Here is a 26,872-nt window from a genome sequence, read left to right as displayed (position 1 = left end):
GATTGGCAAAAGATGTACTGTGCGCCCATTCTTTATTGTGAAAAATACATATATATTCAAATGATATTTGACCCCATATCAACAATTTGCATCTTGATATATGCAAAAAAACAATGCGAGAAGCGACAAACTACCGCTCTCCAGGCGCTTCTTGCAATTCCCCGCTATTAATTAACGATGACTCTCGTCTATAATTGCGTCGCCATTTAAATCTAAATAAGAATCGATTACACCATCGCTCTTACTTACAACTCCTGCCAGCCAGCAAACCGGGTTCACCGTATTAGCCAGCCAAAAAATCTGCTCCTTCGTTGAAGCACAACCTTTTGCTAACTAAAACAATGAACCGCCTTAACCCGATTGCCGCTGCCCTGGTCGCAGTGTTCGCCGCACCCCTGCCCTTGCATGCACAACAAGCCCCAAGCCCAAAAGCCAATGCCAATCCTGCGGTACTGCAGGAAGTAACGGTAGAAGCTAGCCGCGGCGATTTCAACGCCGGTTCGACGGCCATCACAAAACTGCCGGCCGATCTGCATGACGTGCCGCAATCGGTAGTGGTGGTGAACAAGGCGCTGATGCAGTCGCAAGGCGCCAGCTCGCTGGCCGACGCTCTGCGCAACGTCGCCGGCATCACCCTGGGCGGCGCGGAAGGCGGCCAGATCGGCAACAACATCAATCTCAACGGATTTTCCGCCCGCACCGATATCTATCTGGACGGCTTCCGCGATCGCGGCCAGTATTACCGCGACACTTTCGCCATCGATGAAGTCGAAGTCTTGATGGGCCCGTCATCGATGCTGTTCGGACGCGGCTCTACCGGCGGCGTGATCAACCAGGTGACCAAAAAAGCCAATCTGCGAGCATCGACGGAAGTCTCTGCATCGGCCACCACCAACGGTCTGGTGCGCACCACCGCAGACTACAACCGCCCCTTGTCGGATACCTCGGCATTGCGCCTGTCGGCGATGGCGCAGAATGGCAAGGCAACTACGCGCGACCAGACCGATGTCCAGGATTTCGGCCTGGCCGGCTCGTATGTGTTCGGCATCGGCACCCCGACCGAGATCACCTTGTCGGCGCTGGTGCAACACAATCACGACATGCCGGATTACGGCCTGCCGCCGCTCAACGGCCATCCGGCGAATGTCGACCGCAATACCGCCTACGGCCTCAACAGCGATCACACCAACCAGGATGTGGCAGCGCTGAACGCCACCATCAACCACAAGATCACGCCAGACATCGTGTTGCGCAACCAGACGCAATTCAATTATGTCCGCACCAGTGCGGTGGAGACAGCGCCCAACACCGTCGGCACGGTTTCCGCTAAAGGCTTTAGCGTTCTGCCGACTTCGGCCGTCAGTTCGCTGCCGCTGAGCAGCTTGTATGTGCGCGGTCAAAGCCATGACCGCGACATTCGCGACTATTCGATTTTCAACCAGACCGAACTGTCGGCCAAACTCGGCACCGGTCGCATCAAGCATGAGCTGCTGCTGGGCCTGGAACTCGGCCATGACGGCTACGACAACCAGGGCTATTACCGCAACGGCAGTTGCAACGGCGTGGCGTTGAACGCTACTTCGACGGTAACCGGCTATGTCGACTGCGTGCCGCTGCTCAATCCAGGCTACAGCGCAGCAGGCAGCAGCGTCGCCAGCCAGGCCGGCAATCGTGCCGGCGGCTCCGCCAATACCATCGCCACCTATGTCAACGACACCATGACGCTGACGCCGGAATTCAAGCTGGTCGGCGGCTTGCGCTACGACAGATACGTCGCCAGCATCACCAATTCGCTGAATTCGACCAATGCACCCGCTGCCGCCAAGAACACCACCCTGCCCTACGCTCAGCAGACCGTCAACTTCACCAGCGTGCGCCTGGGCGGCATCTGGCAACCGAGCGCCGAGCAGTCCTACTACCTGTCCTACGGCACTTCGTTCAACCCGTCGCTGGAGCAGTTGACCGGCACCACCGGCCAGCAAAACCTCGATCCGGAAAAGAACCGTTCCTATGAACTGGGCGGGAAATGGGATCTGGCCAATGGCAAGCTGTCGTTCAACTCTGCCATCTTCCAGATCAAGAAGGAAAACGCGCGCAGCCAGATCACTACCGGCGTGTATGCACTGGACGGCACGGTAAGAGTCAACGGCGCACGCGCCGGCGCTACCGGTCACATCACCAAGGATTGGCAAGTCGCGCTCGGCTACACTTATCTGGACGCCAAGGTGATCCAGTCTTCCGGGCTCGATGGCACGCTGGGCAAGACCCCTGTCAACACGCCGAAAAATACACTGACCACATGGTCCACCTACAAGGTAGCGCCGCACTGGGAAGTCGGCGGCGGCGCCACTTACATGTCGGAGCGCTACGCCAATCCTGCCAACAGCGTGCAGGTCGGCGGTTATACACGCTGGGACGCGACGTTGGCTTATACCCAACCGAAATACGATATCCGCCTGAATCTGTTTAACCTGACCAACAAGATGTATTACGATGCGCTGATCCAGTCCGACGGCGGCCGTTCGGTGCCTGGCGCCGGGCGTACCGCTATGCTGTCGCTCAACTATCGCATGTAATCTATCGCATCTAATTGAAGAAACGCTCATGCTGATTGCCATTCCTCAGGTGCTCGATGCACAGCAGTTAAACGCGGTACGCCAGTTGCTGGACCACGCCGGACCGGCGTGGGTCGACGGCCGCGTCACGGCCGGCTACCAGGGAGCGGCCGTCAAGTTCAATCAGCAGATCGACGAACGTTCTGCAGTGGCGCAGCAATGCCAGCAGATCATCCTGGAGGCATTGGAGCGTCACCCGCATTTCATCAGCGCGGCGCTGCCGAATACCGTCTACCCGCCGATGTTCAATCGCTACGGCGAAGGCATGACGTTTGGCGCACACGTCGACGGCAGCGTGCGGATTCATCCTCATGACGGCCGCAAGCTGCGCACCGACATCTCGGCCACGCTGTTTTTATCGGACCCGGCATCGTATGACGGCGGCGAGCTGCAGATTGAAGACAGCTATGGCATGCACGCGGTAAAACTGGCCGCCGGCGATATGGTGATTTATCCGGCCACCAGCTTGCATCAGGTCACGCCGGTCACACGCGGCGTCCGCGCTGCCTGTTTTTTCTGGGTACAAAGCCTGGTGCGCGACGATACTCAGCGCAGCATATTGTTCGACATGGACAACGCCATCCAGAAGCTGAACCAGACCAACGCCGACGAACAGGCGCGCCGCACCTTGATTGGCTGTTATCACAACCTGATGCGGCAATGGAGCGAGATTTGATGGAGCGAGATTTGATGGAGAGAGACTTGGATGGAGAGAGACTTGAGCTGCGGCTAACGCCACGGCAACAGCCAATCCGCTGCGGTGTTACCATAATAGGCTAGCCCCCAATTCGTTTGCGCGAACTGGTTCGTGGCGGCATCGTTAAAACAGCGTTCCTGGACTATTGACGATTTGCAGTTAATGCAGGTTTTCCAGCAAAGAGTGGTAGCGATGCTTGCGCAGTCCCCCGCCTTCCCCCCGCACCTCAACGAGGCGCTGCCTTCACATATGGCCGATGGCTTGGTCGAACATGGCTGGTCACAACAGAACATTTTCTTGTCGGCAGAACTGACGCTGGCACTGGCCGCTGAATGCCGGGCACTGGCAGCAAGCGGCGGATTGAATCCGGCCAGCGTCGGCCGCGGCGCGGCGCAAGCGTTGCGGACGGAGATCCGCGGCGACCGGATTCTTTGGCTGAAAGCCGGACAATCGCCGGCATGCGACCGTTATCTACAGATCATGGAGAGCTTGCGCATAGCGCTGAACCACGCGCTCTACCTAGGGCTGGACGAGTATGAAAGCCATTTTGCGTTCTACGCGCCGGGCGCCTCTTATCAGACCCATCTGGACCGCTTTCGCGACGACGACTGCCGTACGGTGTCGGTAGTCATCTATCTCAATCACAACTGGTTGCCGGGACAAGGCGGCGCTTTGCGCTTGCATCCGCAGGGCGAGTGCGCGCAAGATATTGCGCCGCTGGGCAGCCGCATGGTGCTGTTCCTGTCCGCCGAGATGCGGCACGAAGTGCTGCCCGCGACGCGTGACCGGCTGTCGCTTGCCGGCTGGTTCAGGCGACGGCCAGCCTGAAACAGCTAACCATGAATTGAAAAACTCCGTTTCAACACGGGCATTTGTGGTTCAGGGCGCCAGTCCCTGCGCTCGGGATGCCCGGGATGTTTAAGTCGCGCGCTGTGACCTATACTGCTGGTATGGCCTGCCAATTGCCTTACCGGGCTTATCCGGTTGCCAGGCTAGAGATGCAAGCTCATCCTCGACAAGGAAGGAGGCACAAAATGCCCTTGAATTTCGCCTGGTTCGGACTAGTCGCAAGCATTTTCTTATTGATCATCCTGCTGAATGCGGCAATTTACATTTTCCGAGAATATGAACGTTGCGTGATCTTCACCCTGGGACGCTTTTCCGGCGTCAAAGGGCCGGGACTGGTGCTGCTGGTGCCGGCCATCCAACAGCTGGTCAGGGTAGATCTGCGCACCGTTGTGCTGGAGGTGCCGACACAGGATGTCATCTCGCGCGATAACGTCTCGGTGCGGGTAAACGCAGTGGTTTATTTCCGCGTCACCGATCCCAAAAAAGCCATCGTCGAAGTCGCCAATTTCTTTAACGCAACCAGCCAATTGTCGCAAACCATGCTGCGTTCGGTGCTGGGCAAACATCAGCTGGACGACATGCTGGCCGAACGGGAAAAGCTGAACCTGGCAATTCAACTGGCGCTCGACGCACAGACCGACTCCTGGGGCATCAAGGTTTCCAACGTCGAGATCAAACAGGTCGACCTGACTGAATCGATGATCCGCGCCATCGCCCGCCAGGCCGAAGCGGAACGTGAACGGCGCGCCAAGGTGATCCATGCCGAGGGCGAGCTGCAAGCATCGGAAAAACTGTATCAGGCGGCCGCCGTCCTGGCGCGAGAACCGCAAGCAATCCTGCTGCGCTACCTGGAAACGCTGACCGTGATCGGCGCCGACAAGAACACCACGGTGGTGTTTCCGCTGCCGATGGATTTGCTGTCGACTTTTCTGGGAGATAAAGGAAAAACGCCGTAACCAGGATTGCAGGATTTCCTATGTGATGCGTAACTTGCGTTGCCGCATGCTGAACACCTGTCGTGCCGCAACGCATTTCTTTGCGCCGCCATATAATTGCCTATCCGAAATTCCCCCCCTCCAGGCGCGTCAAGCATGAACCCTATTACGATCAACGCCCTCGCCGCTTTTCCACAGCAACTGGAAGCGCACTACGCCGCCTTTCCCGCCGGCTTCACACACTGGAAACCGGCGTCCTGGGACGGCGTGCCGAGCGAACCCTTCAGCGCCATCGAACAGATCTGCCATGTACGCGATATCGAGATCGATGGTTATCACCTGCGTTTCCAGCGCACTCTGGATGAATGCAATCCGCTGCTGGCGTCGATCGACAGCGACATCCTTGCCGGCGAGCGTAATTACGGCGCCGCCAATCCGGCCGAAGTATTCGCGGCGTTTCGGGCAGCGCGAGCCAAGACGGTCGAATTACTCTCCTGCCTGGATGAAGAGCAGTTCAAGCGCAGCGCCGAGTTCGAAGGTTATGGCCCCTTGACGCTGCGCAGCCTGGCGCACTATCTATGCAGCCACGACCAGCAGCACCTGGCGGGCTTGCAGTGGCTGCTGGGGAAAATAGACGCTGCGCACAGATAGTACGCAGCACGCCGGCATGCTCAGGCTACGGCCAGGATAGCAGCAGCAAAATCCTGCGCGGCCTCCTGCGGCAGATTGTGTCCCGCAATCGGGATCACGCGGCGTTGGTAAGGTCCGCCAAAGAATCTTTCATGCCGCTCCGAGCCGCCGCTCAAACTGACGCCGTCGCCGCCGCCATCCAGCACCACGGTTGGCACGCCGATCCGCGGTTGCGCTGTCAACAGCAACTCAGTGTTCTCATACGCCGGATCGCCTGGCGCCAGCCCAAAACGATGACGATAGGAATGGATCACAACTTCAACGAAATCGGGATTGTCGAAGGCAAGCGCGCTGCGCCGATAAGTCTCTTCATCGAAATCCCAGTTGGGCGACCATAAGCGCCAAAGCAGTTTACAGAACTCATAGCGGTTTTGCTGCAGCCCGGCCCGCCCACGCTCGCCGTGGAAATAATATTGATACCAGTAGCGCCATTCATTTTCCGGCGTCTGTGGTTTCATCGATGCCGGAATATCCTGGATGTTATAACCGCCCGCGGACACCAGGCCGCTCGCCCGTGCCGGCCACAACGCAGCGACAATGCAAACGGCGCGGCCGCCCCAGTCGTAGCCGGCCAACACCGCACTCGGAATCGCCAACGCATCCATCAAGGCCAGCAGATCGTGAGCGAGCGCGGCTTGCTGGCCGGAGCGCGGCGTAGCGGCCGATAAAAACCGGGTCGGTCCGTAGCCGCGCAAATAGGGAGTGATGACGCGGCAGCCGGCTGCCGCCAGCAAACCAGTCACTGCGTCATAAGCATGGATATCGTAGGGAAAGCCATGCAGCAACAAGACCGCGCGGCCAGTCGCGTCGCCATTCTCTTCGTAGCAGACATTCAGAACGCCTGCATCGATCCGCTTTAACATGACCGCACCTCCGATTTATTCTCACTACCAACAGTGCACATTGATAATTAGTCGCTATCTTCTAATCTTTTTATTGATGCTGCAACGCGATGCGTGGGTTAATAAAACGTTACAAAAAGAACGATCGTTCACTTATTTTCACGCGTGGTTTCTTGCATGGCTTGCGACACACCTCCCGTAGCCTTGAATGGCCGATGCAGATATCCCTCTGAATACGAACATTCACACCATCCGATTTTTCGAAGCATGCAGTTTGAATACCGCAGCAGCCGTCATGCCGCAGTTTCCAGTTTCAAGAACTTGCCAGTTCCCGCCCTACTTTGACACAGAACGAACCATCAATAATCAATCATAAATACAGGAGAACGTCGCATGCGCATCTCGTCTCTGTTTACCTTATCCGGAATTGCCCTGACGCTAGGCCTGAGCCTGGCATCTTCCGCCGCCAACGCCGAACTGTGCCGCAGCGCCAGCGCGGCAGAAGCAGCAAGCTATACCACTCCCATGCAGTCGCCCGGGATTGTCTCGCCCATAGACGGAACCTGCTGGATTCCCGCCATGACCATCAGCAGTTTCGACGGTACCAAACTGGCGGCCAATCTATTCCTTCCCAAGCGCAGCAGCACTGACCAGAAATTTCCCGCCATCGTGATGATCGCCAGCTGGGCCGCGCCCGGCCGCGTCGAATATATCGGCCAGCAGCAGCGGCTGGCGCAAGACGGCTATGTCGTGGCGAGCTATACCGCACGCGGCTTCTACCTTTCCGAAGGCCAGGTAGACGTCGCCGCGCCGGAAGACGTGCGCGATGTCTCGTCGGTGCTCGACTGGCTGCAAGCCAATGCCCCTATCGACATCAACAACGTCGCCGCCAGCGGCATTTCCTACGGCGCCGGCCTGTCGCTGATCGCGCTCGGGCAAGACCCGCGCTTCAAGACCGCGGTCGCGCTGTCCGGCTGGGCCGCCTTGGCGGATCAGCTTTACACGGCCGGCTCGCCCAACTTGACCTGGGCCACAGTGCTTGGCCTGGCCGGCAGCGTCACCGGCAGGCCCGCGCCGGAGGTAAATCAAAACATACTGGCCCTGCTCGATCCGAATACCAGCGCCGCCAGGATTGCCGAAATCACGGCCTGGGCCAAACCGCGCTCGCCATCCAGCTATGTGGCCGCCATCAACCAGCGCAACGCGCCTGTATTCATCAGCAAGAATTTCCAGGACGATATGTTCACGCCGAATTCTTCGCTGGCGATGTTCGCCGCGTTCACCGGGCCTAAGAAGATGCTGCTCAACGCCGGCATTCATGCCTCTGCGGAATTGACCGGTGCTCTGCTGGGCGCACCCAACTATCCTTACGATCAGGCCCATCGCTGGTTCAACCGCTGGCTGAAGGGAGAAAAAAACGGCATCGATACCGAGCCCCAGGTGTCCATGCAAATCAAGTTCAGCGACCGCCGCGAATCGTTTTCCACCTGGCCCGCGCCTGAGCTCAGCAGCAAGACTTATTACCTGGCTCCGCGCGGCGCGATCCGCTTCGATCTCAGCTGCTTCTGCGGCAAAGGCGACAAAGGAACCATCGCCGCCACGCCGAACCAAAACACCGATGCCGACCTGATCCAGAACCTGTTCGACACCACCGCCAGCAGCGGCCTGATTCCTATCCTCTCCACTCTGGGCGAAACGCTCAACGTGCCGGTGATTAATTCGCTGTTGACGGTCAGCCTGGCCGCCGGCGTGCGCTATGAAGCGCCGGCGCTCGCCGCCACGCAAAAAATCAGGGGCGTTCCGAGACTGAATTTGCGCGTCACGCCTTCGCAAGCGCGCGCCCAAGTGGTGGCCTATCTGTATGACGTGGATGCGATCGGCACCGGCGTCTTGATTACCCACGGCGCGACTACCCTGCATTGGGCCACGCCAGGCCAGACCGTCGATTTCCCGATCGAATTCTCGGCCACGGCGTATGACGTGCCGGCCGGCCATCATATCGGCGTAGTGCTGGATACCGCCGACAGCCTGTATGCCTCTCCGGTGAATCCGGGCGAACGCTTCGGCGTGCGCTTTGAATTCAATCCGAGCCGGCAATCGACCCTGGTTTTACCGACGCCGTAGCCGCCAGCGTCACCTTTTAGCGCAGATTCAGCTTGCGATACACGGTATTGCGGGAAACCCCTAATGCCTTGGCGGTGGCGGAGACATTGCCGCCGCTGGCCTCAAAGGCTTTCTTGACTGCTGCCAGCGCCAGGTCCTCCAGACTGCCGACGCCGCCATTCGCTGCCGCTGCTGCCGAAACAATAGCGCTTGCCGGCGGCGGCTGTTCTGGCTGCACATCCTCCAGAAAATCGTCGGGCAAATGTTCCAGCCTGATTATCCGGTCGTCGCCGGCCATGACTACCGCGGTCCTCAGCAAATTGCTCAACTGGCGGAAATTTCCTGGCCAGCTGTGCCTGCGGAACAAGGCCATGATGTCGGGTGCAACCCTACAGCAACCCTTGCCATTTCCGGCTTCCGCCAATAATCTTTCGACGATGACGTCGAGATCGCCGCGCTCGCGCAAGGCCGGCAGCTTTATCACCAGGCCATTCAAACGATAGTAAAGATCTTCACGAAACGAATTGGCCGCAATCAATTCGCGCAGATTGCGGTTGGTGGCGCAAATCACGGCGAGATCGACCGGGATCGATTTGATGCTGCCCAGCGGTGTCACCACTCTTTCCTGCAACACCCGCAGCAAGCGCGCTTGCAGGCCGAGCGGCATGTCGCCGATTTCGTCCAGAAACAGCGTGCCGCCGTTGGCTTGCAGAAGCTTGCCCTGGCCACCCTTTTTCCTGGCGCCGGTAAATGCGCCCTCCTCATAACCGAACAGCTCCGACTCGATCAGCGTTTCCGGAATCGAGGCGCAGTTGACGGCGACGAAAGCACTGTTTTTCCGAGGCGAATCGTTGTGCACCGCCTGCGCCAGCAATTCTTTGCCGGTGCCGGTTTCGCCGGTAATCAAAATCGGGATGTCGCGCCCTATCACTTTGTCGAGCTTGCCGATCAGGGCGGCCATGTGCGGATCGCCGGTATTCAGATAACGCAGGCTGGACAGGCGCCGCGCCGTCATCCTCGGCGCTGCTGTCGCGGTTGCTGCGGTTTCGGCTGCCGCAGGCAATTCGCTGCAGTGCTGAAAAACGCTGTTCGACAGCCGCAGTTCGGCGCGGGCATATACCTTTACTCCGCTATGCAGGCAAAGATTGAGCAAGCCCGGCGCGGCGCTCCGATAGTGATCGAACAAGGACGACAACGGCAAGCCAAACAGCGAGCTGAAGGTATGCGATTGCAGTGCCGTCTGCGGCAGCCCCAACTGGAACAAGGCGCTGCGGTTAGCCGACAGGAAACGGCCGCCGGGCGTGAAGCAGGCGATGCCCTCCACCAAGGTACCGATGAACTCGGGCCGGCTATGAAAATGCAGAGTGACGGCATTTTCAAAGGCCGCGGTAAACAATTGGTTTTCAATCATCTGCGCCGACATCCGCACCAGCGCCATGGTGTGCTTGTGATAGCTGCCACGATCGCCGCTGACATCCAGCACGCCCAGGATATTGCCCTGATAATCGAAAATCGGCGCTGCCGAACAAGTCAGGAAATGATTGGCCGAAAGATAATGGGCATCGGCATGCACCGTGGTCGGCGCCCGCTCCGCAATCGCGGTGCCGATCGCGTTGGTGCCCTTGCTTTGCTCCGACCAGGTAACCCCCGGATTCAACGCCACGCGGTTAGCCTTGACCAGGAAATCGTCGTCGCCCAGCGCATGTACGATCACGCCGTTGGCATCGGTCAGAATCACCATGTTATGGGTGTCGACGATCTGCTCGTACAGGGTTTCCATGACCGGCAAGGCATGCGTATGCAAGGCCCGGTTCTGTTCCAGCAACATGGACAAGGCGCTACGATCGAGCGGCAGGATATCCGGCTTGTCGTTTTTGCCCAGGCCATATGCGGTCGATCTTTGATGCGATTTTTCGATCACCGCGGGATCGCAGGAAAATTGATCCGTCGATCTGTTGCACGAGATGTCGCTCATCTTGTCTCCTTCAGGCGGGTTGCGTGAAGCTCTCTTCGTGGACGCTGGAGCGCCTCTCAACGATTTGACCTCCGCCAGTCTACCGTTGAAACGCCATCGATGTCACTGCTCTGACGGCAGCGCCCATGTTAGGTTCACCGCCTTTGGTGTATCCTGCCGGAATGAACAGCGAAACCGACATCCAACTCAGTGGGCCATTCAGCGTTACCGACGCCGCTGGCCGTAGTCATAACATAAAAGCAATCCGCATCTTCGACGAAGGTTACGGAATCATCGACGTCTATGTCGATTTTGCCGCGGCAGTCGGCAAAGAACGGCTGTATGAAGATCAGGTGCTGATTGCCCAAATCCTGAGCCAGCTGCGCCGGATCGGCTATGTCGGGCCGGATTTCGGCCACGGCGACCTTGGTTTGCAAGATGACAAGCTGATCGTGCTGGAAGCGCCGGAAGAATTCAATGTATTCGCGGCAAGCAAGGGCTGGAAGAACCTAGCCGAGGAATTTGCCGACGAACACGATGCAGACACCGATGCCGACAGTGACGTCGATGACAGCCGCGGGCAAGCAGCATCAAGCACAAAACTCGATGCCCTCAAGAACAAATTCAAAGCGTAGTTTTGCATAAGACCGATATGCTTACCAATGTCGCGCAGCTAGAGGAAATTTACGGAAAACCGCATGAGCGATCATTGTGGAAAGAAATAGATTTCCTGAATGAAGACTACCAGGCCTTTGTTAAAGCCTCGCCCTTTGTGGTGTTCGCCTCCGGCGGCCCAGGAGGCATGGATTGCTCTCCCAAGGGCGATACTCCGGGATTCGTCAAGATTCTGGATGAACGCACACTAGCGATTCCCGATCGTCCGGGCAACAATCGTATCGACACCCTGCGCAACATCATTGCGGATCCGCGCATCGCCCTGCTGTTCATCGTCCCTGGCGTCGACGAAACCTTGCGCGTCAACGGCCGCGCCGAAATTTCAGCGGAACCGGCTTTGCTTGAACAATTCGCGATGAATGGCAAACTGCCGCGCACGGTCATCATCGTCAAGGTAGAAGCGACTTACTTCCATTGTTCAAAAGCGCTGGTGCGCTCGAAATTGTGGGACCCCGCCCAACAAATTGAACGCAGCAGTTTTCCGAGTCCCGGCGCCATATTGAAGCGTCTTAGCAGTGGCGGCGGCTTTGACGCTGACACCTACGACCGCGACTTGCCAGAACGGGTTAAAGCAATGCTCTATTGATACGATTGCAAAGCCGCTCGCTCCAGTCGTCAATTAACTCTGGCCGTCAACCAAGCTCTGCGATATTTTCCAATGCGCCCAGCACCTCCGGAAAATCGGCAGTAATCATCGGCCCGAATTCTGCTGCGGCCGGTCCGCTGATTTCCGTGCTGTGTTCGTTCGCCAGATGTGCCTGGTTAACCTGGTACGGGAACGAAAGCGATCAGCTGCAGTTCGACCAGATAGCCATGGTGCAAAGCCGGCACCGGCACTACGGCGCGCGCCGGTTTGTGCGAGCCTAGATAGCTGGCGTAAATCTCGTTGAACAAGCCCCAGTTTTCGACGCCAACCAGATACGCCGTAGCCTGCACCACATCGCCATAACTACAGCCCGCAGCGCGCAAGACCTCCTGGCATTGGCGGAACACCGCATCGCACTGCTGCCGGAAATCATGCTTGATCGGGTCGATGGCGCTCGATGCCGGCAACATGCCTGACAAAAAGACAAAACCGCTTTGTTCGACCGCCTGAGAATAGTGACCGAGCGGCGCCGGCACGGCTGGGGTATGTATGATTTTCATAGTAGCTTTGCTTTGTAAGCGTGCATGGGATCAGACGAATTTATAGCAAAATCCGGAGAGCAGCTTCTACCAGCCGCGAAACCGCTCCCATATCTCAACGATATCCGAAGAATTCCGATTGACGACGTGGTAACGGGAATGCTGAGCGCCGGTTGCGCAAGCATGGTTCGGCAAGATGCGCAGCATGGTGCCGATGGGCAGCGCCGGCGTTTGCGCAGGATCGCCGAAGCGATGCGCGATCACGCCATGTTCCTGGTTGGCGTCGACCACCAGCATATCCGGCAGCAGTTCGCCATCCAGACCGCAGATCAGGCCATAGCCCTGGTCCACCGCTTGTTTGCTGGTTCCGCGGTCGCGCGACATGGCCATCCAGCCGGCATCGGTGATGATCCAGCCCTTTTCTTTTTGGTGGCCGATAACCGTGGTGAGCACCGATAGCGCAATGTCTTGCTGGCGGCAGACGCCGAGACCGGCCATGACCAGGTCGCCAAACACAAAAACACCTGCGCGTACTTCGCTGACGCCATCCAGATTATCGGCAAACATGGCGGTTGGCGTCGAGCCGATACTGACCGTGGGGCAGGCAATCCCAGCCGCCCGCAAGCGGTCCGCGCAGCCAACCGCAGCATCGCGCTCTTGCTGCGCCATCTGCCGGATGGCAGGTATCGAGCGGCAGTTATAAGAGTTGCCGGCATGCGTGACGACGCCGGCCAGATACTGCCCGCCGGCGACCAGGCAACGCCCGATGTCGAGCAGCTGCGGCGAGTCGGGAACGACGCCCGAGCGATGGCCGTCGGAGTCGATTTCGATCATCACGTCGAAGCGCGTATTTTCCTGCCTGGCCTTGCCGCACAATGCCTGAGCCATCTCCAGGCTATCCAGAATGACCGTCAGCTTTACCCCTTGCCGCCGCAGCCTGATCACATGATCGAACTTGCCGGGAACAATGCCGACCGCGTACAGAATATCCGTGAAGCCGCTGGCGGAAAAATATTCCGCCTCCTTGAGCGTCGACACTGTAATCGGCCCGCTGGCTTGCCCGAGCGTGGAGCGGGTAACCTGGATCGACTTGCTGGTCTTGACGTGCGGCCTGAAAGCCACATCGAAGCGGGCCAGGCTGGCGCGCATGCGGTCGACATTCTGCGCCATGCGATTCTGATCGAGGACCAGCGCCGGCGTTTCAAGATCGCTTAAACTGTGCGCCGTATTTTTTGAAGAATCATCCATAGGATTTCCTAGATTTATTCAGCTTCGACAAATGCAAGCAGATCTGCGATCCGGGCCGACTCGGCCAATGGCGCCGGCGCACCGGCCGGCGCCGCCAAGCCGATGCGGTTGTGCCAGAAAGTATCGAGGCCGACTTGCGCGGTGCCGAACATATCGTAAGCAGAGCCAGCGACAAACAGCACGCGCTCTGCCGGCAAGCCCAATTTTTGCAATGCCAGTTGATACGGCCGCGGATCCGGCTTGTAAAAGCCGGCATGCTCCGAAGTCACGATCACATCAAATTCCACGCCCACCCGGGCGGCGGCCAACTGCCCAAGTCTGGCTGAACAATTGGTCACCACGCCAAGCCGATAATTCTGTTTCAAACGCGTCAGCGTCGCCGCAACATCCGGCCACGGCGCCAGGCTAGACCAATTCCGGTCCAGCTGTTGCGCCAGTTGCGGCGCCAGTCCGACGTTCTGCGCTGCTTGCGCTACCAGCTCCTCGTAGGGCCGATAAGCGCCGCAGCCATACGTCAGCCGCAGATATTCTGCACGCCAGGCTCGCCCGGCTTGTTCCGAGCCGGCGGTATGGTTCCAGACCGACCAGGAATCCAGCAGCGCGGTAAGCAGATCGAACAAGATTGCCTCATATCTTTGCGCCATGTCAGCCTCGATGCAGTTGATGTCGGTGAATTATCGATCGTATTGGCAAGACTGTGGTTAAATGACGCGCATAGCTAACTTAAGTTTTACTTAATGATGATTCCAGTCGACGACATTCGTTTTTTCATGATTGTGGTAAAGGCCGGCAGCCTTGCCGCGGCCGCGCGCGAAATCAACGTTACCGCATCGGCCGTGACGCAACGCCTGCAACAGATCGAAGCAAGGTTGGGGCTGCGCCTTATCGATCGCTCAACGCGCAATATGCGCCTCACCGATGAGGGCGAATTACTGGCGGAAGAAGGCGCGGCGATTTGCGACAGCAATGATCTTTTGTTTGAAAAACTGAAGGCGCGGCAAGGAGTTGTAGCGGGACATCTGCGGATAAACGCCCCGTTTGGCTTTGGCCGGCGCTATCTGACGCCGCTAGTGGCGCAATTCCAGAGCGATCATCCTGACATCAAGGTCTCGCTGACCCTGCTCGACAGCATCAGCGTCAGCGCGGCGCATAAGGCCGATATCACATTTCACATCGGCGCCCTGGCCGACTCCAGCCTGGTGCGCTACCAGATTGGCGCAAATGCAAGAATCCTATGCGCGGCGCCCGCCTATATCCGGCGCATGGGAGCGCCGGCAGATCCGCAATCGCTGGCCGGACATCGGTGCCTGGTATTGCGCGAGAACGATGAAGATGTGAGCCTCTGGAAATTTTCAAAAGGACCGCTCCATCGCAGCGTCCGGGTGGATCCCATCCTGAGTTCCAACGACGGCGAAGTGATTCATCAATGGGCCCTCCTTGGAAAAGGCATCATGATCCGCTCCGAATGGGACGTCGCTGAAAATATCCGGCGCGGCAAATTAGTCACGCTCCTCCCGCAATGGAACGTAGCGCCGGCCGACGTCATCGCGCTGGTTCCGCAGCGCAGGGGCATGTCCGCGCGAGTAAAGAAATTCATCGAATACGTGACCCAGCAGTTCGGGCCGGTGCCGCCATGGCGGATCAAGAGCGACAGCAAGGACGCGCTTGGCAGCTAACCGAACTGCTTCTGAATCGGGCCAAGAACGCAGCACAATGAACGCGGAGAAATGTGGCAAAAAAACCAATTTTTATTCCAAAAGAAATTGAAAAATGGTTAAAATGACAAATTTTCTAGGGGAGGAATAAAAGCTATGTATAACAATCGATTACTTCGCATCTTGCCGGCATGCCTGACCGGCGCCGTTTTGCTGAGCGCGTGTTCTAGCATGGACATGGGCAACGCCGGAGCAAAAACCGTAGCAACCGGCTCGGCCGGCGGCGCCAACGCCGAAAATGCCAATGCTTCGCTTGAGCACTGCGACCGTTCGCTCGGCACCATCGCGATCATCGAAGATACCAGCGCCCCTTGGTATGGCATCCTCACCGGCCAGTACAAACTCGGCTCGACGGTACCGGTACTTAAATTGCTGGTGCAGCAATCGAACTGCTTCGTCGTGGTCGAACGCGGCCGCGGCATGACAGCAATGATGGGTGAGCGGGCCCTGCAACAATCCGGGGAGTTGCGCAACAACTCGAATTTCGGCAAGGGCAAGATGGTCTCGGCCGACTATGGCCTCAATCCATCGATTACATTCAGCAACAATAACGCCGGTGGCGCTGGCGCCAGTGTCGCCGGTTTGTTGGGCGGTCTCGGCGGCGTGGTTGCCGGGCTGGCCGGCAACGTCAACAGTAAGGAAGCGAGCACTCTTCTGAACCTGGTCGACAACCGTTCCGGGGTGCAAATCGCCGCAGCCGAAGGCAGCGCCAAGAGCATGGATTTTGGCGCGCTAGGACAGTTGTTCGGCTCGCGTGCGGCAGGCAGCATGGGTGGTTACTCAAACACGGCAGAAGGCAAGGTGATCGTCGCTGCGTTCACCGATTCGTACAACAGCATCGTGCGCGCGGTGAAGAACTATCGTCAGCAGACGGTGGCGGGCGGATTGGGCACCGGCGGCCAGCTTTCGGTTCAGGGCGACAGCGATGCAGCACCGGCTTCAAGCAAGAAGAAAACTAAGAATCGTCAGCCTACCCAGTAAGCTCTTCCGCCCAGCGATGTGCCTGAGCCGGCACACGGGCACTTTGCGTACGCACTGAGCAAAGCCGGAAGTTCTGGATCGATCCTTCCGGCTGTTGCGTACTCACGGAATATTGCAGCTAAGCGATGTTACCAATGGCAATGAAACTGAAATTTCTGTCGGTATACCTGCCCCCGCCGTCACCTGTTTGCACGGTAGCACCGCCGCCTGACAAGGAAGGAAAGATCACATTATCCAAGGTGCTTTCCCCGCTGCCATATCCCCATTGGGCGCCAGTAATCGCAGGATTGTTAGTGAACTGGTTTTTGAACAAAATCGAATAATTGCCGGTGCTCTCGCGCTTCACGCTGAAGCCGCCTGAACCACTGACTATCGTTCCGTCTTTTTCGATACTGCCCCATAGCGTAAGTTGAGTCATAGTCATTTCTCCTTCATCTGAATAGGTTTGAGGGTAAAAATTGACGCACTGACATCGATCAAAATTTGACTGCTTGAATGCTTAAGCGGCAAACACGGTTTGTGTATTCGAGTCAGCAAATTGAGGCTACTCCCAAATGTTTCCCCCCACACCTGTCAAAATACGCAGTGCTCTGGACATGATTTGGGCGTCTTTTATCGGGACTACGCTACCTAGGTTCACGCTGAAGATGTTGGCCGGGAAATGATCAGAATTGAGGTGCAGATAAACGAAAATATCCCAGAACTGCCTCTGAGAATTTCGAAATCTGCTCAAACTATTGATTTAAAACAGGAATTTTGGTGGGAAGTACAAGTTTCGAACTTGTGACCTATCGCGTGTGAGGCGATCGCTCTACCCCTGAGCTAACCTCCCGGAGAGGCCACCATTATGGCATGAAATTCCCGATAAATAAAGCAGGCGCTGAGACGATATAGCACGCCATCGTCCAGCCCCTGCATCCCCGGCTTACTGGCGCTTGGCTTCCAGCACGCCCTTTACTTCGCGGATCACGGTCAGCGCCTTTTGCAGCTGGGCGGTGGAAGCGATTTCCGCGGTGAACGCCATGCGTGCATGCGCTTTGGCGCTTTGGGTGCTGACGCCGATGACGTTGATTTTTTCACGCAGGAATACTTCCGAGATATCCCGCAGCAAGCCCTGACGGTCGCTGGCCAGCACGAAAATATCTACCGGGTAAACGGTTTCCGCTTCCGGCGCCCCCCAGGTGGTCTGGATCACGCGCTCTGGCGCCTTGATACGCATCTCGGCGAAATTCTTGCAGTTCTCGCGATGGATGGAGACGCCTTTGCCGCGCGTGATGAAGCCGACTACCGGATCCGGCGGCGCCGGTTTGCAGCACTTGGCCAGTTGCGTCATCAAGCCGTCGGTGCCCACCACCAGCACTCCTGACCTGCCGCCATGCGCCACGCTTGAGGCGCGGCTCTTGCGGGTGATCGCCGCCTCTTCCAGCTCGCTGCTGTGTTCGACCTGCTTGACGCCATGATCATCGTGCAAGGCTTGCTCGACGTGGCGCAGGCTGAACTCGTCCTTGCCCAGCGCCAGCAACAGATCTTCCAGCTTGGCGAACTCAAGCTTGCGCGCCAGCTCTTCCAGATTGACCGCGGTCTTGCCTTCGCGTTGCAAGGTCTTGTCCAGCAAGCTGCGGCCGGTCGCCAGCGTCTCTTGCTGTTCGATCGCATTGAACCAGGCGCGCACCTTGGAGCGGGTGCGAGCGCTGGCGGCGTATCCCGGCGTCAGCCAGTCGCGCGAGGGGCCGGCGCCGCCGGGAACGTTTTTGGCGGTGATGATTTCTACCGTCTGGCCATTCTTCAGCGGCGTATTCAACGGCACCATGACGCCATCCACCCGCGCACCGCGGCAGCGATGGCCGACGTCGGTATGCAGGTAGTAAGCAAAATCGATAGGCGTGGCGCCGCTTGGCAGCTCGATCACGCGTGCTTGCGGCGTCAGTACATAGATGTGGTCGTTGAGCGTGGCTTGCTTGAGTTTTTCCAGCCATTCGCGACGGCTGTCCTCATGCTCGACAACCGCATCCACCACTTCGCTTTTCCAGGCCAGCAGCTGCCGCAGCCAGGCGATTTTTTCGTCGTATTTCTGCGCCGAGAAATTGGAGCCGCCGGCTTCCTTGTAGCGCCAATGGGCAGCCACCCCGTATTCGGCGAAATGATGCATTTCGTTGGTGCGGATCTGCACTTCCAACGCCCGGTCATCGTCGGCCAATACCACCGTATGCAAGGACTGGTAACCGTTTTGCTTGGGACGTGAAATATAGTCGTCGAATTCTTTCGGAATCGGCACCCAGATGTTGTGGACGATGCCGAGCACCGTATAACAAGTCTTGACGTCGTCGACAATCACGCGGAAAGCGCGGACGTCATACAGCTCGGAAAAATCGAGCTCCTTGCCTTGCATCTTGTTCCAGATGCTATAGATGTGTTTCGGCCGGCCCGAGACTTCGGCCTTGATGTCGGCCGCCGCCAGCTCGCTGCGCAAACGGGTGATGGCGGCGTCGACAAAACCTTCGCGTTCGATGCGCCGCTCTTCCAGCATTTTGGCAATGCGTTTGTAAGTGACCGGATCGATAAAGCGGAACGACAGATCTTCCAGCTCCCATTTGAGCTGCCAGATTCCGAGCCGGTTGGCCAGCGGTGCGTACAGGTCGAGCGTCTCGCGCGCATATTGGCTGGTGCGCGCATTTTCCATCTTGTGTTCGGCAAAATAGCGCAGTGTAGTCACCCGCGAAGCCAGCCGCACCAGCACCACGCGCATGTCGGTCGCCATCGCCAGCAACATCTTGCGCAAGGTTTCCACCTGGCTGGCAGCCTGCTGCGCGGCATTTTTTCCGCGCATGACTTCTTGCGGCAAACCGAAGGTAAAACCGTGCAGGCGCATCAACTGCCGGATGCCGCCGACCAGGTCCGAGATTTCCTTGCCGAACCGTTGCTCGATCGTGTCGGCATAACTGGCGTCCTGCAAAGGCAGTTCGAACAGCAGGGCCGCGATCCGGGTTTCGACGTCGGTATCGAGCAAGGCCAGTACGCTCGCCACTCCTTGCGAAAAGTCGAGCGTGTTCTGGCCGGTAGCGATGAAATTATCGGCATACAGCGGCTCGACGAAAGCCAGTGCATCGAGTACCCGCGCGCTATCCTCGGCACTCAGGCCGGCAGTGCATAACTGAGTTTGCGTAGCGCGTTGTGTTGCAGTGAGCGAAACCATGCTGACATCTTTATTTTTGTGCTGCGACCACGATAATTTCTATCAGGATTTCCGGACGCGCCAGCTTGGCTTCCACCGTTGCCCGCGGCGGCGCATTGCCGGCCGAAACCCAGCCATCCCACACCGCGTTCATGCCATCGAAATCCTTGACGTCGGCCAGGTAGATCTGGCAAGACAGAATGTTGTGCTTGTCGCTGCCGGCTTCGGCCAGCAGACGGTCGATATGCGCGAGCGATTCGCGGGTCTGGCCTTCAATGTTCTGGGTAGTGTCTTCGGCCAGCTGGCCGGCCAGGTAAACGGTACCGTTATGGATGGCGACTTCCGAAAGTCTCTTGCCGACATGCAGGCGCTGGATAGCCATAATTCATCTCCTCCTCAGTTAAACAACAACTTAATAAACACAATAACAAATCAGCCGATCAGGAAATCGGTGACAATTTCTATCTGGTCAATATGCAAAAAGGTTGGCGCATGGCCGACGCCGGCCAGCTCAACCAGCTTGGCTTTTGGCCCGCTTTCCGCCATGACCCGGGCCGTCTCGGCCGACAACAGATCGGACTCGGCGCCGCGCACCAGCAAGGTCGGACAGGTAATCGCCTGATACGCTTTCCACAGCAGCATTTCCGACAGCTTGAAGGCGTCAGCACTGGTCGAGATGAAAGGCTGGGCCAGCTTCAAATCGTAGTGGCGGATCCATTGGCCGTCCGCATTCTGACGCAATACATCAGTAGCCAGTTTATGCCACTCGGCATCGGTGTGCGGGCCGAACGAGGCCGAGATGGCGCGAATATAGGCCGCGGCTTCGTCAAACGTGGCAAAGCGCATGTCAGCGCCGATATAGGCGCCGATGCGTCCCATCGCCTCCGGATTCAAGCTGGGGCCGACATCGTTCAATACCAGCTTGCGCAGCGGATTCTCCGGCAGCGAGGCCAGCCCGATACCGATCAGGCCGCCCATCGAAGTGCCGACCAGATCTACCGTTTCAGCATTGAGCCGCGCCAGCAAAGTGACGATGTCGTTCAGATACTGCGGCAGTACATAATATTGCGGATCGCGCAACCAGTCGGAACGTCCGCGGCCGACCACATCCGGGCAAATCACGCGGTAGGTATCGCATAGCGTGCGCGCCAGCTGGTCGAAATCGTCGGAAACCCGGGTCACGCCATGCAGACATAACAACACATTGGGATTATGCGGATCGCCCCATTCCTGGTAAGCCATTTTATGCAAACCGGCAGGCGAAATACACTGGACAGTCTTGTGCGTGGCGATGGTCATTACGATCCCGTTTCAGTTTCAATAAGGGCTTGATGGATGGCGGCAAGCAAAACGGCAGTCGAATCAGGCTATTTGCTTTGCGGATATGCAACATCTTATCGCATATGCCGCCACCCTTGCACGTTAGCGTAAACAGAACGGCCTAAAAAACAGCGGCCGGCTAGTCAAGGCCGCTTTTCAAACGAATTCCGGCGGCAAAAAAAACGGCGTCCGACACAAAGTGTCAAACGCCGCTTTCCTTACTGCTGGTTTTCGTGCAATGCGTCAGTGCAACGCACTCAGATCCAATGGCGCGCCGGTTTGCTCGATGATGTCTTGCTGGCTGACGCCCGGCGCCAGTTCGATCACCTTCAAGCCTTGCGGCGTCACATCCAGCACGCCAAGATCGGTGATGATGCGATTGACGACGCCGACGCCGGTCAGCGGCAAGTTGCAGGCATCGAGAATCTTGTGCGAGGTCGAACCATCCTTGGCCTTGGCGACGTGTTCCATCAACACCACTACCCTGCCGACGCCAGCCACCAAGTCCATCGCGCCGCCCATGCCCTTGACCATCTTGCCGGGAATCATCCAGTTCGCCAGGTCGCCGTTTTTTGAAACCTGCATCGCGCCGAGTATGGCGATGTTGATTTTGCCGCCGCGTATCATGGCGAACGAATCCGCCGAACTGAAGTACGACGATCCCGGCAGCGATGTCACAGTCTGCTTGCCGGCGTTGATCAGGTCGGCGTCGACCGCATCTTCGGTCGGGAACGGTCCTATGCCCAGCAAGCCGTTCTCCGATTGCAGCCAGACTTCGATCTCCTTCGGTACATGGTTCGCCACCAGCGTCGGCAAGCCGATCCCCAGGTTGACGTAAAACCCGTCTTGCAATTCCTTTGCCGCCCGCGCGGCCATTTCCTCACGTGTCCATGCCATTTTGCTCTCCTGTTCTACGTGTTCTGGGTTATGCCGTACGGACAGTGCGCTGTTCGATCCGCTTTTCCGGCGTCGCATTGACCACGATGCGATGGACAAATATGCCGGGCGTATGCACCTGGTCCGGATCGATCTCGCCGACCTCGACCAGATGCTCGACTTCCACCACGGTGATTTTTCCTGCCATGGCAACGTTTGGATTGAAGTTGCGGGCAGTCTTGTTGAATACCAGGTTGCCGCTGCGATCCGCCTTGTACGCTTTAACCAGGGCAACATCGGCCACCAGCGAACGCTCCATCACATACTTGGCGCCGTCGAACTCGCGGATTTCCTTGCCTTCGGCAACCAGGGTGCCGACGCCGGTTTTAGTGAAAAATGCAGGGATGCCAGCGCCGCCGGCGCGCAATTTTTCCGCCAGCGTCCCTTGCGGCGTGAACTCAAGCTCCAGTTCGCCGGCCAGGTATTGACGTTCGAATTCTTTGTTCTCGCCGACGTAAGAGGCGATCATTTTTTTGATCTGACGGGTCGCCAGCAATTGCCCCAGACCAAAACCGTCAACCCCCGCGTTATTCGAAATCGCGGTCAGATTCTGCACTCCCGAATCGCGCAACGCCAGGATCAGCGCTTCAGGAATGCCGCACAATCCGAAACCGCCTACGGCGATGGTCTGGCCATCTTTGACTACGCCAGCTAACGCGCTTGCCGCGTCAGGATAAACTTTGTTCATACCTGTACCTCCTGTTTATGTAAACTCTGACTATTATTGGTTTGCGTACAGTCTGTTAGCATATGACGAAGCGATGCTTCCAACAATACCGTAAAAATACGAAATCAACACCTGACCGATCTATCCAGTGCCCTTGCCTAACTCTACTGTCGACTACGCTTCTATCTTTGCCCACGCGCCGATCGGCATGTGCGTCTCCGAACGCCGCATCATGCAGGTGTGCAACCTGGCGCTGGCGCGGATGTTCGCTTACCAGCCGGGCGAGTTGAACGGCCAGTCATTCCAGATACTGTACCCGACCCAGGACGAGTTCGAGCGCACCGGCGCGCGCATCGTGCCGATCATGAATGCCAAAGGCGTTTATTCCGACGAAAGAATCATGCGGCGCGCCAACGGCGAGCTGTTCTGGTGCCATGTCACCGGCCACGCCCTGGTGCCGGAAGACACCCACGCCGCGGGCATCTGGACCTTTGAAGATCTGAGTGAAAAGCGCAGGGCTTCGGCTACGCTCTCGCCGCGCGAGCGGGAAATTGCGGCGCTGCTGGTCGAAGGCAAAACCAGCAAGCTGATCGGCAAGCAAATCGGCCTCAGCCCGCGCACGGTGGAGATGCACAGGGCCAATCTGATGAAGAAGTTCACCGCATCGACCTCCAGCGAACTGGTGCATCGCCTGCTGGGCATTGCCCAAAGCGAAGGCGTTTAGGACGCGGGCACGGGATTGCTCAACAACTGGCGCAGGTCGTCCGGCAGCGGCATCGATTTTTCCAGGTCAAAATCTACCCAGACGATCTTCGCCGTCCCTTCGGCAAACACCGCGTCCGGCATGTCTGCACGGCGGATCTCATAGCTGGCTTCGAAACTGGAGCGGCCAATCGCACCGATGTAGGATTTGACTTCGACGTCACAGGGGTATTTCAACTGACGTAAAAAACTGCATTGCGCATTGACCAGCACCGGCCCGTGGCGTGCATCAAAGTCGCAGCCTATCTGTTGCAGCCACTCGATGCGCGCCTGCTCCATATAACGGAAATACACGGTGTTGTTGACATGGCCGAGCGCATCCATATCGCCCCAGCGCATGGCAATCCGTGTGGTATGAACGTGTTTTTTGTTTTCCATTGCTCTAACTTTCCTGAATACTGTAATTTAGTGTCCGACAAGCGAGGAACACCACTAACCACCGACGAAACCGAGGGCCTGCTGACCTTCAATTTGGGAGTGCGAACGCGCGGCAGGCGTTGCATGCCTAGGCGCAGCGACGCGACGTGGCGGTGCCACGGCAAGAAGCTGCAACAACGGCAAGCGACGCCTGCAGCCGTTCCCGGAGGGTTCCAACTAAAACGTGCGCTGGCCGCGTTGCATGGCTTGCTGGGGCACCAGCCCCAGCTACGCCACGCCCTTGCAGGGCGCATACCCGCCTGCATGCGGGTATCGTTACGCAGGCGTGCAGCAGTGCTGCACGAATTCCCTGCGACACCCTTGCCACCACACGTTTTGGTTGGAACGCATCTCCCAAATTGAAGGTCAGCAGGCCCTAGCATTCTGCCGCAAAATCCCCGACAATTAGCACATCCGTTCGAAAATTAATTATAGGTAAAGAGACAATGACTCCAACCCAAGGGCAGAACCAGCAGAACCTCCTGGAACAATACGGTCCACGCGAGGCCATGGAATATGACGTGGTGGTGGTCGGCGGCGGGCCGGCCGGCCTGGCGGCGGCGATCCGGCTGAAACAGCAGGCCACCGAACAAGGCCGTGAAGTGTCGGTCTGCGTGCTGGAAAAAGGCAGCGAAATCGGCGCCCATATCCTGTCCGGCGCGGTGATGGACCCGCAGGCGCTGACCGAGTTGCTGCCCAACTGGAAAGAACTGGGCGCACCGCTGACGACCGAAGTCAGCGAAGACCGCTTCCTGTTCCTGACCGAGAAAAAAGCTTACAAGACGCCTAACTGGCTGCTGCCGGCCTGCTTCCAGAATCATGGCAATTACGTCATCTCGCTGGCGAACGTGGTGCGCTGGCTAGGCCAGCAGGCGGAACTGCTGGGGGTCGAGATTTTCCCTGGTTTCCCGGCCGCCGAAGTGCTGTATAACGACGACGGTTCGGTCAAGGGCGTCGCCACCGGCAATATGGGCGTGGACCGCCATGGCCAGCCGACCGACGCCTTCCAGCTGGGCATGGAGCTGCACGCCAAATACACTCTGTTTGCCGAAGGCGCACGCGGCCATCTGGGCAAGCAGCTGATGGAAAAATTTGACTTGAACAAGGGTAAAGATCCGCAAACCTACGCTATCGGCATCAAGGAACTGTGGGAAATCGATCCCAAGCTGCATCAGCCGGGGCTGGTGGTGCATACCGCAGGCTGGCCGCTGGATACCCAAACCTATGGCGGCTCTTTCCTGTATCACCTGGAAAATAACCAGGTCGCAGTCGGCTACGTAGTTGGCCTGGCTTACGAGAACCCCTATCTGTCGCCCTACGAAGAATTCCAGCGTTACAAAACCCATCCCGCAATCAGCAAATTTTTCCAAGACGGCAAGCGCATTTCCTACGGCGCCCGCGCGATTACCGCCGGCGGCCTGCAATCGCTGCCTAAGCTGACCTTCCCAGGCGGCGCGCTAATCGGCTGCGACGCCGGCTTCCTCAACGCCAGCCGCATCAAGGGCAGCCACGCCGCCATCAAGACCGGCATGCTGGCCGCCAACGCCGCATTTGAAGCCTTGGGCGCCAACCGTCAGTTTGACGAGCTGACCGCTTATAGCGAGGCTTTCGAACAGTCCTGGCTGCACCAGGAATTGCACAAGGCGCGCAACTTCAAGCCATGGATGAGCAAAGGTTTGTATCTTGGTACTTTAATGGTCGGCATCGATCAGGTGGTGTTCGGCGGTAAAGCGCCATGGACTTTGCATCATACCCATGCCGACCATGAATGCCTGAAGCCGGCGGCCAACTATGCGCCGATCAAGTATCCGAAACCGGACGGCAAGCTGACCTTCGACCGCCTGTCGTCGGTATTCATCTCCAACACCAATCACGCCGAAGACCAGCCGGTTCACCTGACCTTGAAAGACCCGAACGTCCCGGTCAACGTCAATCTGCGCGATTACGCCGGACCGGAAGCGCGTTACTGCCCTGCCGGTGTGTATGAATTCGTGACCAACGAAGACAATACCGAACGCCTGCAAATCAATGCGCAAAACTGCGTGCATTGCAAAACCTGCGACATCAAGGATCCGACGCAGAATATTGTGTGGGTAACGCCGGAAGGCGGCGGCGGGCCGAATTATCCGAATATGTAATCAGGTGCTCTGAACCGGTCAGCTTCAAGGCAGCTGCATGATGTAACTGCCTTGAAGTTTATTCGGGCAACTGCCAGTCGCCTGCCACGATTTTTTCAAGCCAGAAGGTGCCGATCACGGTTTTGACGTCGGTTACCTTGCCTTCCCTCACCCAGCTCAGCATGTCTTCGAGCGGCGCCTTGAATACGTCCAGGAATTCGCCGTCGTCGAGCTTGCGCTCACCGGCCACCAGACCTCGCGCCAGGAATAATTCCAGATGTTCATCGGAATAAGCAATCGCGTTGTGAATCGTGCAGACATGCTGCCACTCAGTGGCGGTATAGCCGGTTTCTTCCAGCAGTTCACGCTTGGCGCAACTCAGATGGTCTTCGCCCGGATCGATTTTCCCCGCCGGATATTCAATGAATACACGTTCCAGCGGGTAGCGGTACTGCCGCTCAAGCAAGACCGTGCCATCTTCAAACAAGGGCAGAATCACCACCGCACCGGGATGCTTGATGTATTCGCGCGTGGTCGGCTTGCCGTCGGGCAGTTGCACCGTATCGCGCTGCACTTTGAGGAAATTGCCTTCATAGGCGGCAGCGCTGGCGATCCGGATTTCTTTCAGGTGACGATCCATGCGGGAACTCCGAGGAAAGATAAGGCAGACGAGAGGAAGATTGTAACGCCTGGGTGCGCAGGCTGCGCTGCACGCCGCTCAGGGCAAGGCTGGATCAGCGGTGCTTCTTCAAATACCGCAATACATAGCCGGGATAGGCCAGCACCAGGAACATGCAGCCGGTCACCGCATAAAATTCCCAGCCTTGGCTAAAGGCATTGCCGATATTCGATTCCAGCACGTGGCCGAACACGCCGACCAGCGCGTACAAGACCAATAGTTCAAGCAAGCGCACCCAGACCGGCTTGACCGCAGCCTGGCCGCCGGACTTGAGCGGCACCAGGGCGAACAGCCGTTCGTTGAAAAACGGCAGGTTGGCAGCCAGCAGCGCCAACAGAATCACGAACCAGCTGGAGAGCGAGACGTTCACAGA

Annotated in this window: 26 protein-coding genes and 1 tRNA gene; 12 read left to right on the top strand and 15 right to left on the bottom strand. The window is 57.8% G+C overall.

The features are described from left to right. Nucleotides 1-341: 341 nt before the first annotated feature. The 5 genes from KHU33_RS06790 to KHU33_RS06770 all read left to right on the top strand — a co-directional run bounded on the left by KHU33_RS06790 (nt 342) and on the right by KHU33_RS06770 (nt 5,747). Nucleotides 342-2,576, top strand: a complete 2,235-nt coding sequence (locus KHU33_RS06790) for a TonB-dependent receptor (protein WP_211461785.1) — start codon at nt 342-344, stop codon at nt 2,574-2,576. A 28-nt stretch (nt 2,577-2,604) separates the two neighbouring features. Further along, complete coding sequence (locus KHU33_RS06785) at nt 2,605-3,291, top strand: Fe2+-dependent dioxygenase (protein WP_211461752.1); 687 nt, start codon at nt 2,605-2,607, stop codon at nt 3,289-3,291. A 213-nt stretch (nt 3,292-3,504) separates the two neighbouring features. Beyond that, entirely contained in the window at nt 3,505-4,140 is a 636-nt protein-coding gene (locus tag KHU33_RS06780) for a 2OG-Fe(II) oxygenase (RefSeq protein WP_211461751.1), read from the top strand. Between the two features lie 206 nt (nt 4,141-4,346). Next, a complete protein-coding gene (locus KHU33_RS06775; protein ID WP_211461750.1) occupies nt 4,347-5,117 on the top strand; it encodes a slipin family protein in 771 nt (256 codons plus the stop codon). A gap of 135 nt (nt 5,118-5,252) precedes the next feature. Continuing rightward, nucleotides 5,253-5,747: a DinB family protein gene (locus KHU33_RS06770; RefSeq protein ID WP_211461749.1), complete on the top strand. Its 495-nt coding sequence runs from the start codon at nt 5,253-5,255 to the stop codon at nt 5,745-5,747. Nucleotides 5,748-5,767: 20 nt separating this feature from the next. Here the strand turns inward: KHU33_RS06770 and KHU33_RS06765 are convergent, their stop codons facing one another. Then, complete coding sequence (locus KHU33_RS06765) at nt 5,768-6,649, bottom strand: alpha/beta fold hydrolase (RefSeq protein ID WP_211461748.1); 882 nt, start codon at nt 6,647-6,649, stop codon at nt 5,768-5,770. A gap of 372 nt (nt 6,650-7,021) precedes the next feature. Here KHU33_RS06765 and KHU33_RS06760 point away from each other — a divergent pair, with 372 nt between their 5' ends. Continuing rightward, complete coding sequence (locus tag KHU33_RS06760) at nt 7,022-8,752, top strand: CocE/NonD family hydrolase (protein WP_211461747.1); 1,731 nt, start codon at nt 7,022-7,024, stop codon at nt 8,750-8,752. A 16-nt stretch (nt 8,753-8,768) separates the two neighbouring features. Here KHU33_RS06760 and KHU33_RS06755 read toward each other — a convergent pair whose 3' ends face one another. Further along, complete coding sequence (locus tag KHU33_RS06755) at nt 8,769-10,706, bottom strand: sigma-54-dependent Fis family transcriptional regulator (RefSeq protein ID WP_211461746.1); 1,938 nt, start codon at nt 10,704-10,706, stop codon at nt 8,769-8,771. Nucleotides 10,707-10,831: 125 nt separating this feature from the next. On the opposite strand from KHU33_RS06755, the gene KHU33_RS06750 reads away from it, so the two are divergent. Next, on the top strand, nt 10,832-11,320 hold the full coding sequence (locus KHU33_RS06750) for a hypothetical protein (RefSeq protein ID WP_230414097.1): 489 nt from the start codon (nt 10,832-10,834) through the stop codon (nt 11,318-11,320). A gap of 17 nt (nt 11,321-11,337) precedes the next feature. Continuing rightward, nucleotides 11,338-11,946, top strand: coding sequence for a pyridoxamine 5'-phosphate oxidase family protein (locus tag KHU33_RS06745; protein WP_211461745.1), 609 nt, complete (start codon nt 11,338-11,340; stop codon nt 11,944-11,946). A gap of 176 nt (nt 11,947-12,122) precedes the next feature. Here the strand turns inward: KHU33_RS06745 and KHU33_RS06740 are convergent, their stop codons facing one another. The 3 genes from KHU33_RS06740 to KHU33_RS06730 form a co-directional block, all read right to left on the bottom strand. Further along, nucleotides 12,123-12,506 carry a RidA family protein gene (locus tag KHU33_RS06740; RefSeq protein WP_211461744.1) on the bottom strand — a complete coding sequence of 128 codons (384 nt, stop codon included), beginning with the start codon at nt 12,504-12,506 and terminating at the stop codon, nt 12,123-12,125. A 66-nt stretch (nt 12,507-12,572) separates the two neighbouring features. Continuing rightward, on the bottom strand, nt 12,573-13,733 hold the full coding sequence (locus tag KHU33_RS06735) for a DSD1 family PLP-dependent enzyme (protein WP_211461743.1): 1,161 nt from the start codon (nt 13,731-13,733) through the stop codon (nt 12,573-12,575). A 14-nt stretch (nt 13,734-13,747) separates the two neighbouring features. Then, complete coding sequence (locus KHU33_RS06730) at nt 13,748-14,377, bottom strand: HAD-IA family hydrolase (protein ID WP_211461742.1); 630 nt, start codon at nt 14,375-14,377, stop codon at nt 13,748-13,750. Between the two features lie 96 nt (nt 14,378-14,473). Here KHU33_RS06730 and KHU33_RS06725 point away from each other — a divergent pair, with 96 nt between their 5' ends. Then, nucleotides 14,474-15,409, top strand: a complete 936-nt coding sequence (locus tag KHU33_RS06725) for a LysR family transcriptional regulator (protein WP_211461783.1) — start codon at nt 14,474-14,476, stop codon at nt 15,407-15,409. A gap of 135 nt (nt 15,410-15,544) precedes the next feature. Then, nucleotides 15,545-16,429 (top strand): CsgG/HfaB family protein, encoded by an 885-nt coding sequence (locus KHU33_RS06720; protein WP_211461741.1) that lies wholly within the window; start codon nt 15,545-15,547, stop codon nt 16,427-16,429. A 118-nt stretch (nt 16,430-16,547) separates the two neighbouring features. On the opposite strand, the gene KHU33_RS06715 is transcribed toward KHU33_RS06720, so the two are convergent. The 7 genes from KHU33_RS06715 to KHU33_RS06685 form a co-directional block, all read right to left on the bottom strand. Then, entirely contained in the window at nt 16,548-16,847 is a 300-nt protein-coding gene (locus tag KHU33_RS06715) for a hypothetical protein (protein WP_230414096.1), read from the bottom strand. A gap of 339 nt (nt 16,848-17,186) precedes the next feature. Continuing rightward, a tRNA-Val gene (locus KHU33_RS06710) sits at nt 17,187-17,261 on the bottom strand. 93 nt (nt 17,262-17,354) lie between these two features. Then, complete coding sequence (locus tag KHU33_RS06705; RefSeq protein WP_211461740.1) at nt 17,355-19,622, bottom strand: RelA/SpoT family protein; 2,268 nt, start codon at nt 19,620-19,622, stop codon at nt 17,355-17,357. 10 nt (nt 19,623-19,632) lie between these two features. Next, nucleotides 19,633-19,983: a RidA family protein gene (locus tag KHU33_RS06700; protein WP_211461739.1), complete on the bottom strand. Its 351-nt coding sequence runs from the start codon at nt 19,981-19,983 to the stop codon at nt 19,633-19,635. Between the two features lie 50 nt (nt 19,984-20,033). Then, a complete protein-coding gene (locus KHU33_RS06695) occupies nt 20,034-20,900 on the bottom strand; it encodes an alpha/beta fold hydrolase (RefSeq protein ID WP_211461738.1) in 867 nt (288 codons plus the stop codon). A gap of 264 nt (nt 20,901-21,164) precedes the next feature. After that, entirely contained in the window at nt 21,165-21,818 is a 654-nt protein-coding gene (locus tag KHU33_RS06690) for a 3-oxoacid CoA-transferase subunit B (protein ID WP_211461737.1), read from the bottom strand. Between the two features lie 28 nt (nt 21,819-21,846). Next, nucleotides 21,847-22,545, bottom strand: coding sequence for a CoA transferase subunit A (locus KHU33_RS06685; protein ID WP_211461736.1), 699 nt, complete (start codon nt 22,543-22,545; stop codon nt 21,847-21,849). A 133-nt stretch (nt 22,546-22,678) separates the two neighbouring features. On the opposite strand from KHU33_RS06685, the gene KHU33_RS06680 reads away from it, so the two are divergent. Continuing rightward, nucleotides 22,679-23,248, top strand: coding sequence for a LuxR C-terminal-related transcriptional regulator (locus KHU33_RS06680; RefSeq protein ID WP_211461735.1), 570 nt, complete (start codon nt 22,679-22,681; stop codon nt 23,246-23,248). Here KHU33_RS06680 and KHU33_RS06675 read toward each other — a convergent pair. Continuing rightward, complete coding sequence (locus KHU33_RS06675; protein ID WP_211461734.1) at nt 23,245-23,664, bottom strand: acyl-CoA thioesterase; 420 nt, start codon at nt 23,662-23,664, stop codon at nt 23,245-23,247. The genes KHU33_RS06680 and KHU33_RS06675 overlap by 4 nt on opposite strands. Nucleotides 23,665-24,149: 485 nt before the next feature. Here KHU33_RS06675 and KHU33_RS06670 point away from each other — a divergent pair, with 485 nt between their 5' ends. Then, complete coding sequence (locus KHU33_RS06670; RefSeq protein ID WP_211461733.1) at nt 24,150-25,841, top strand: electron transfer flavoprotein-ubiquinone oxidoreductase; 1,692 nt, start codon at nt 24,150-24,152, stop codon at nt 25,839-25,841. Nucleotides 25,842-25,899: 58 nt separating this feature from the next. Here the strand turns inward: KHU33_RS06670 and KHU33_RS06665 are convergent, their stop codons facing one another. Next, nucleotides 25,900-26,460, bottom strand: coding sequence for an NUDIX domain-containing protein (locus tag KHU33_RS06665; protein ID WP_211461732.1), 561 nt, complete (start codon nt 26,458-26,460; stop codon nt 25,900-25,902). 94 nt (nt 26,461-26,554) lie between these two features. Beyond that, nucleotides 26,555-26,869 (bottom strand): DUF2818 family protein, encoded by a 315-nt coding sequence (locus KHU33_RS06660; protein WP_211461731.1) that lies wholly within the window; start codon nt 26,867-26,869, stop codon nt 26,555-26,557. Between the last annotated feature and the right edge of the window lie 3 nt (nt 26,870-26,872).

The organism is Collimonas silvisoli, from assembly GCF_018305005.1.
GTDB lineage: Bacteria > Pseudomonadota > Gammaproteobacteria > Burkholderiales > Burkholderiaceae_D > Collimonas > Collimonas silvisoli.
This window is presented reverse-complemented; position numbering and strand designations above follow the sequence as displayed.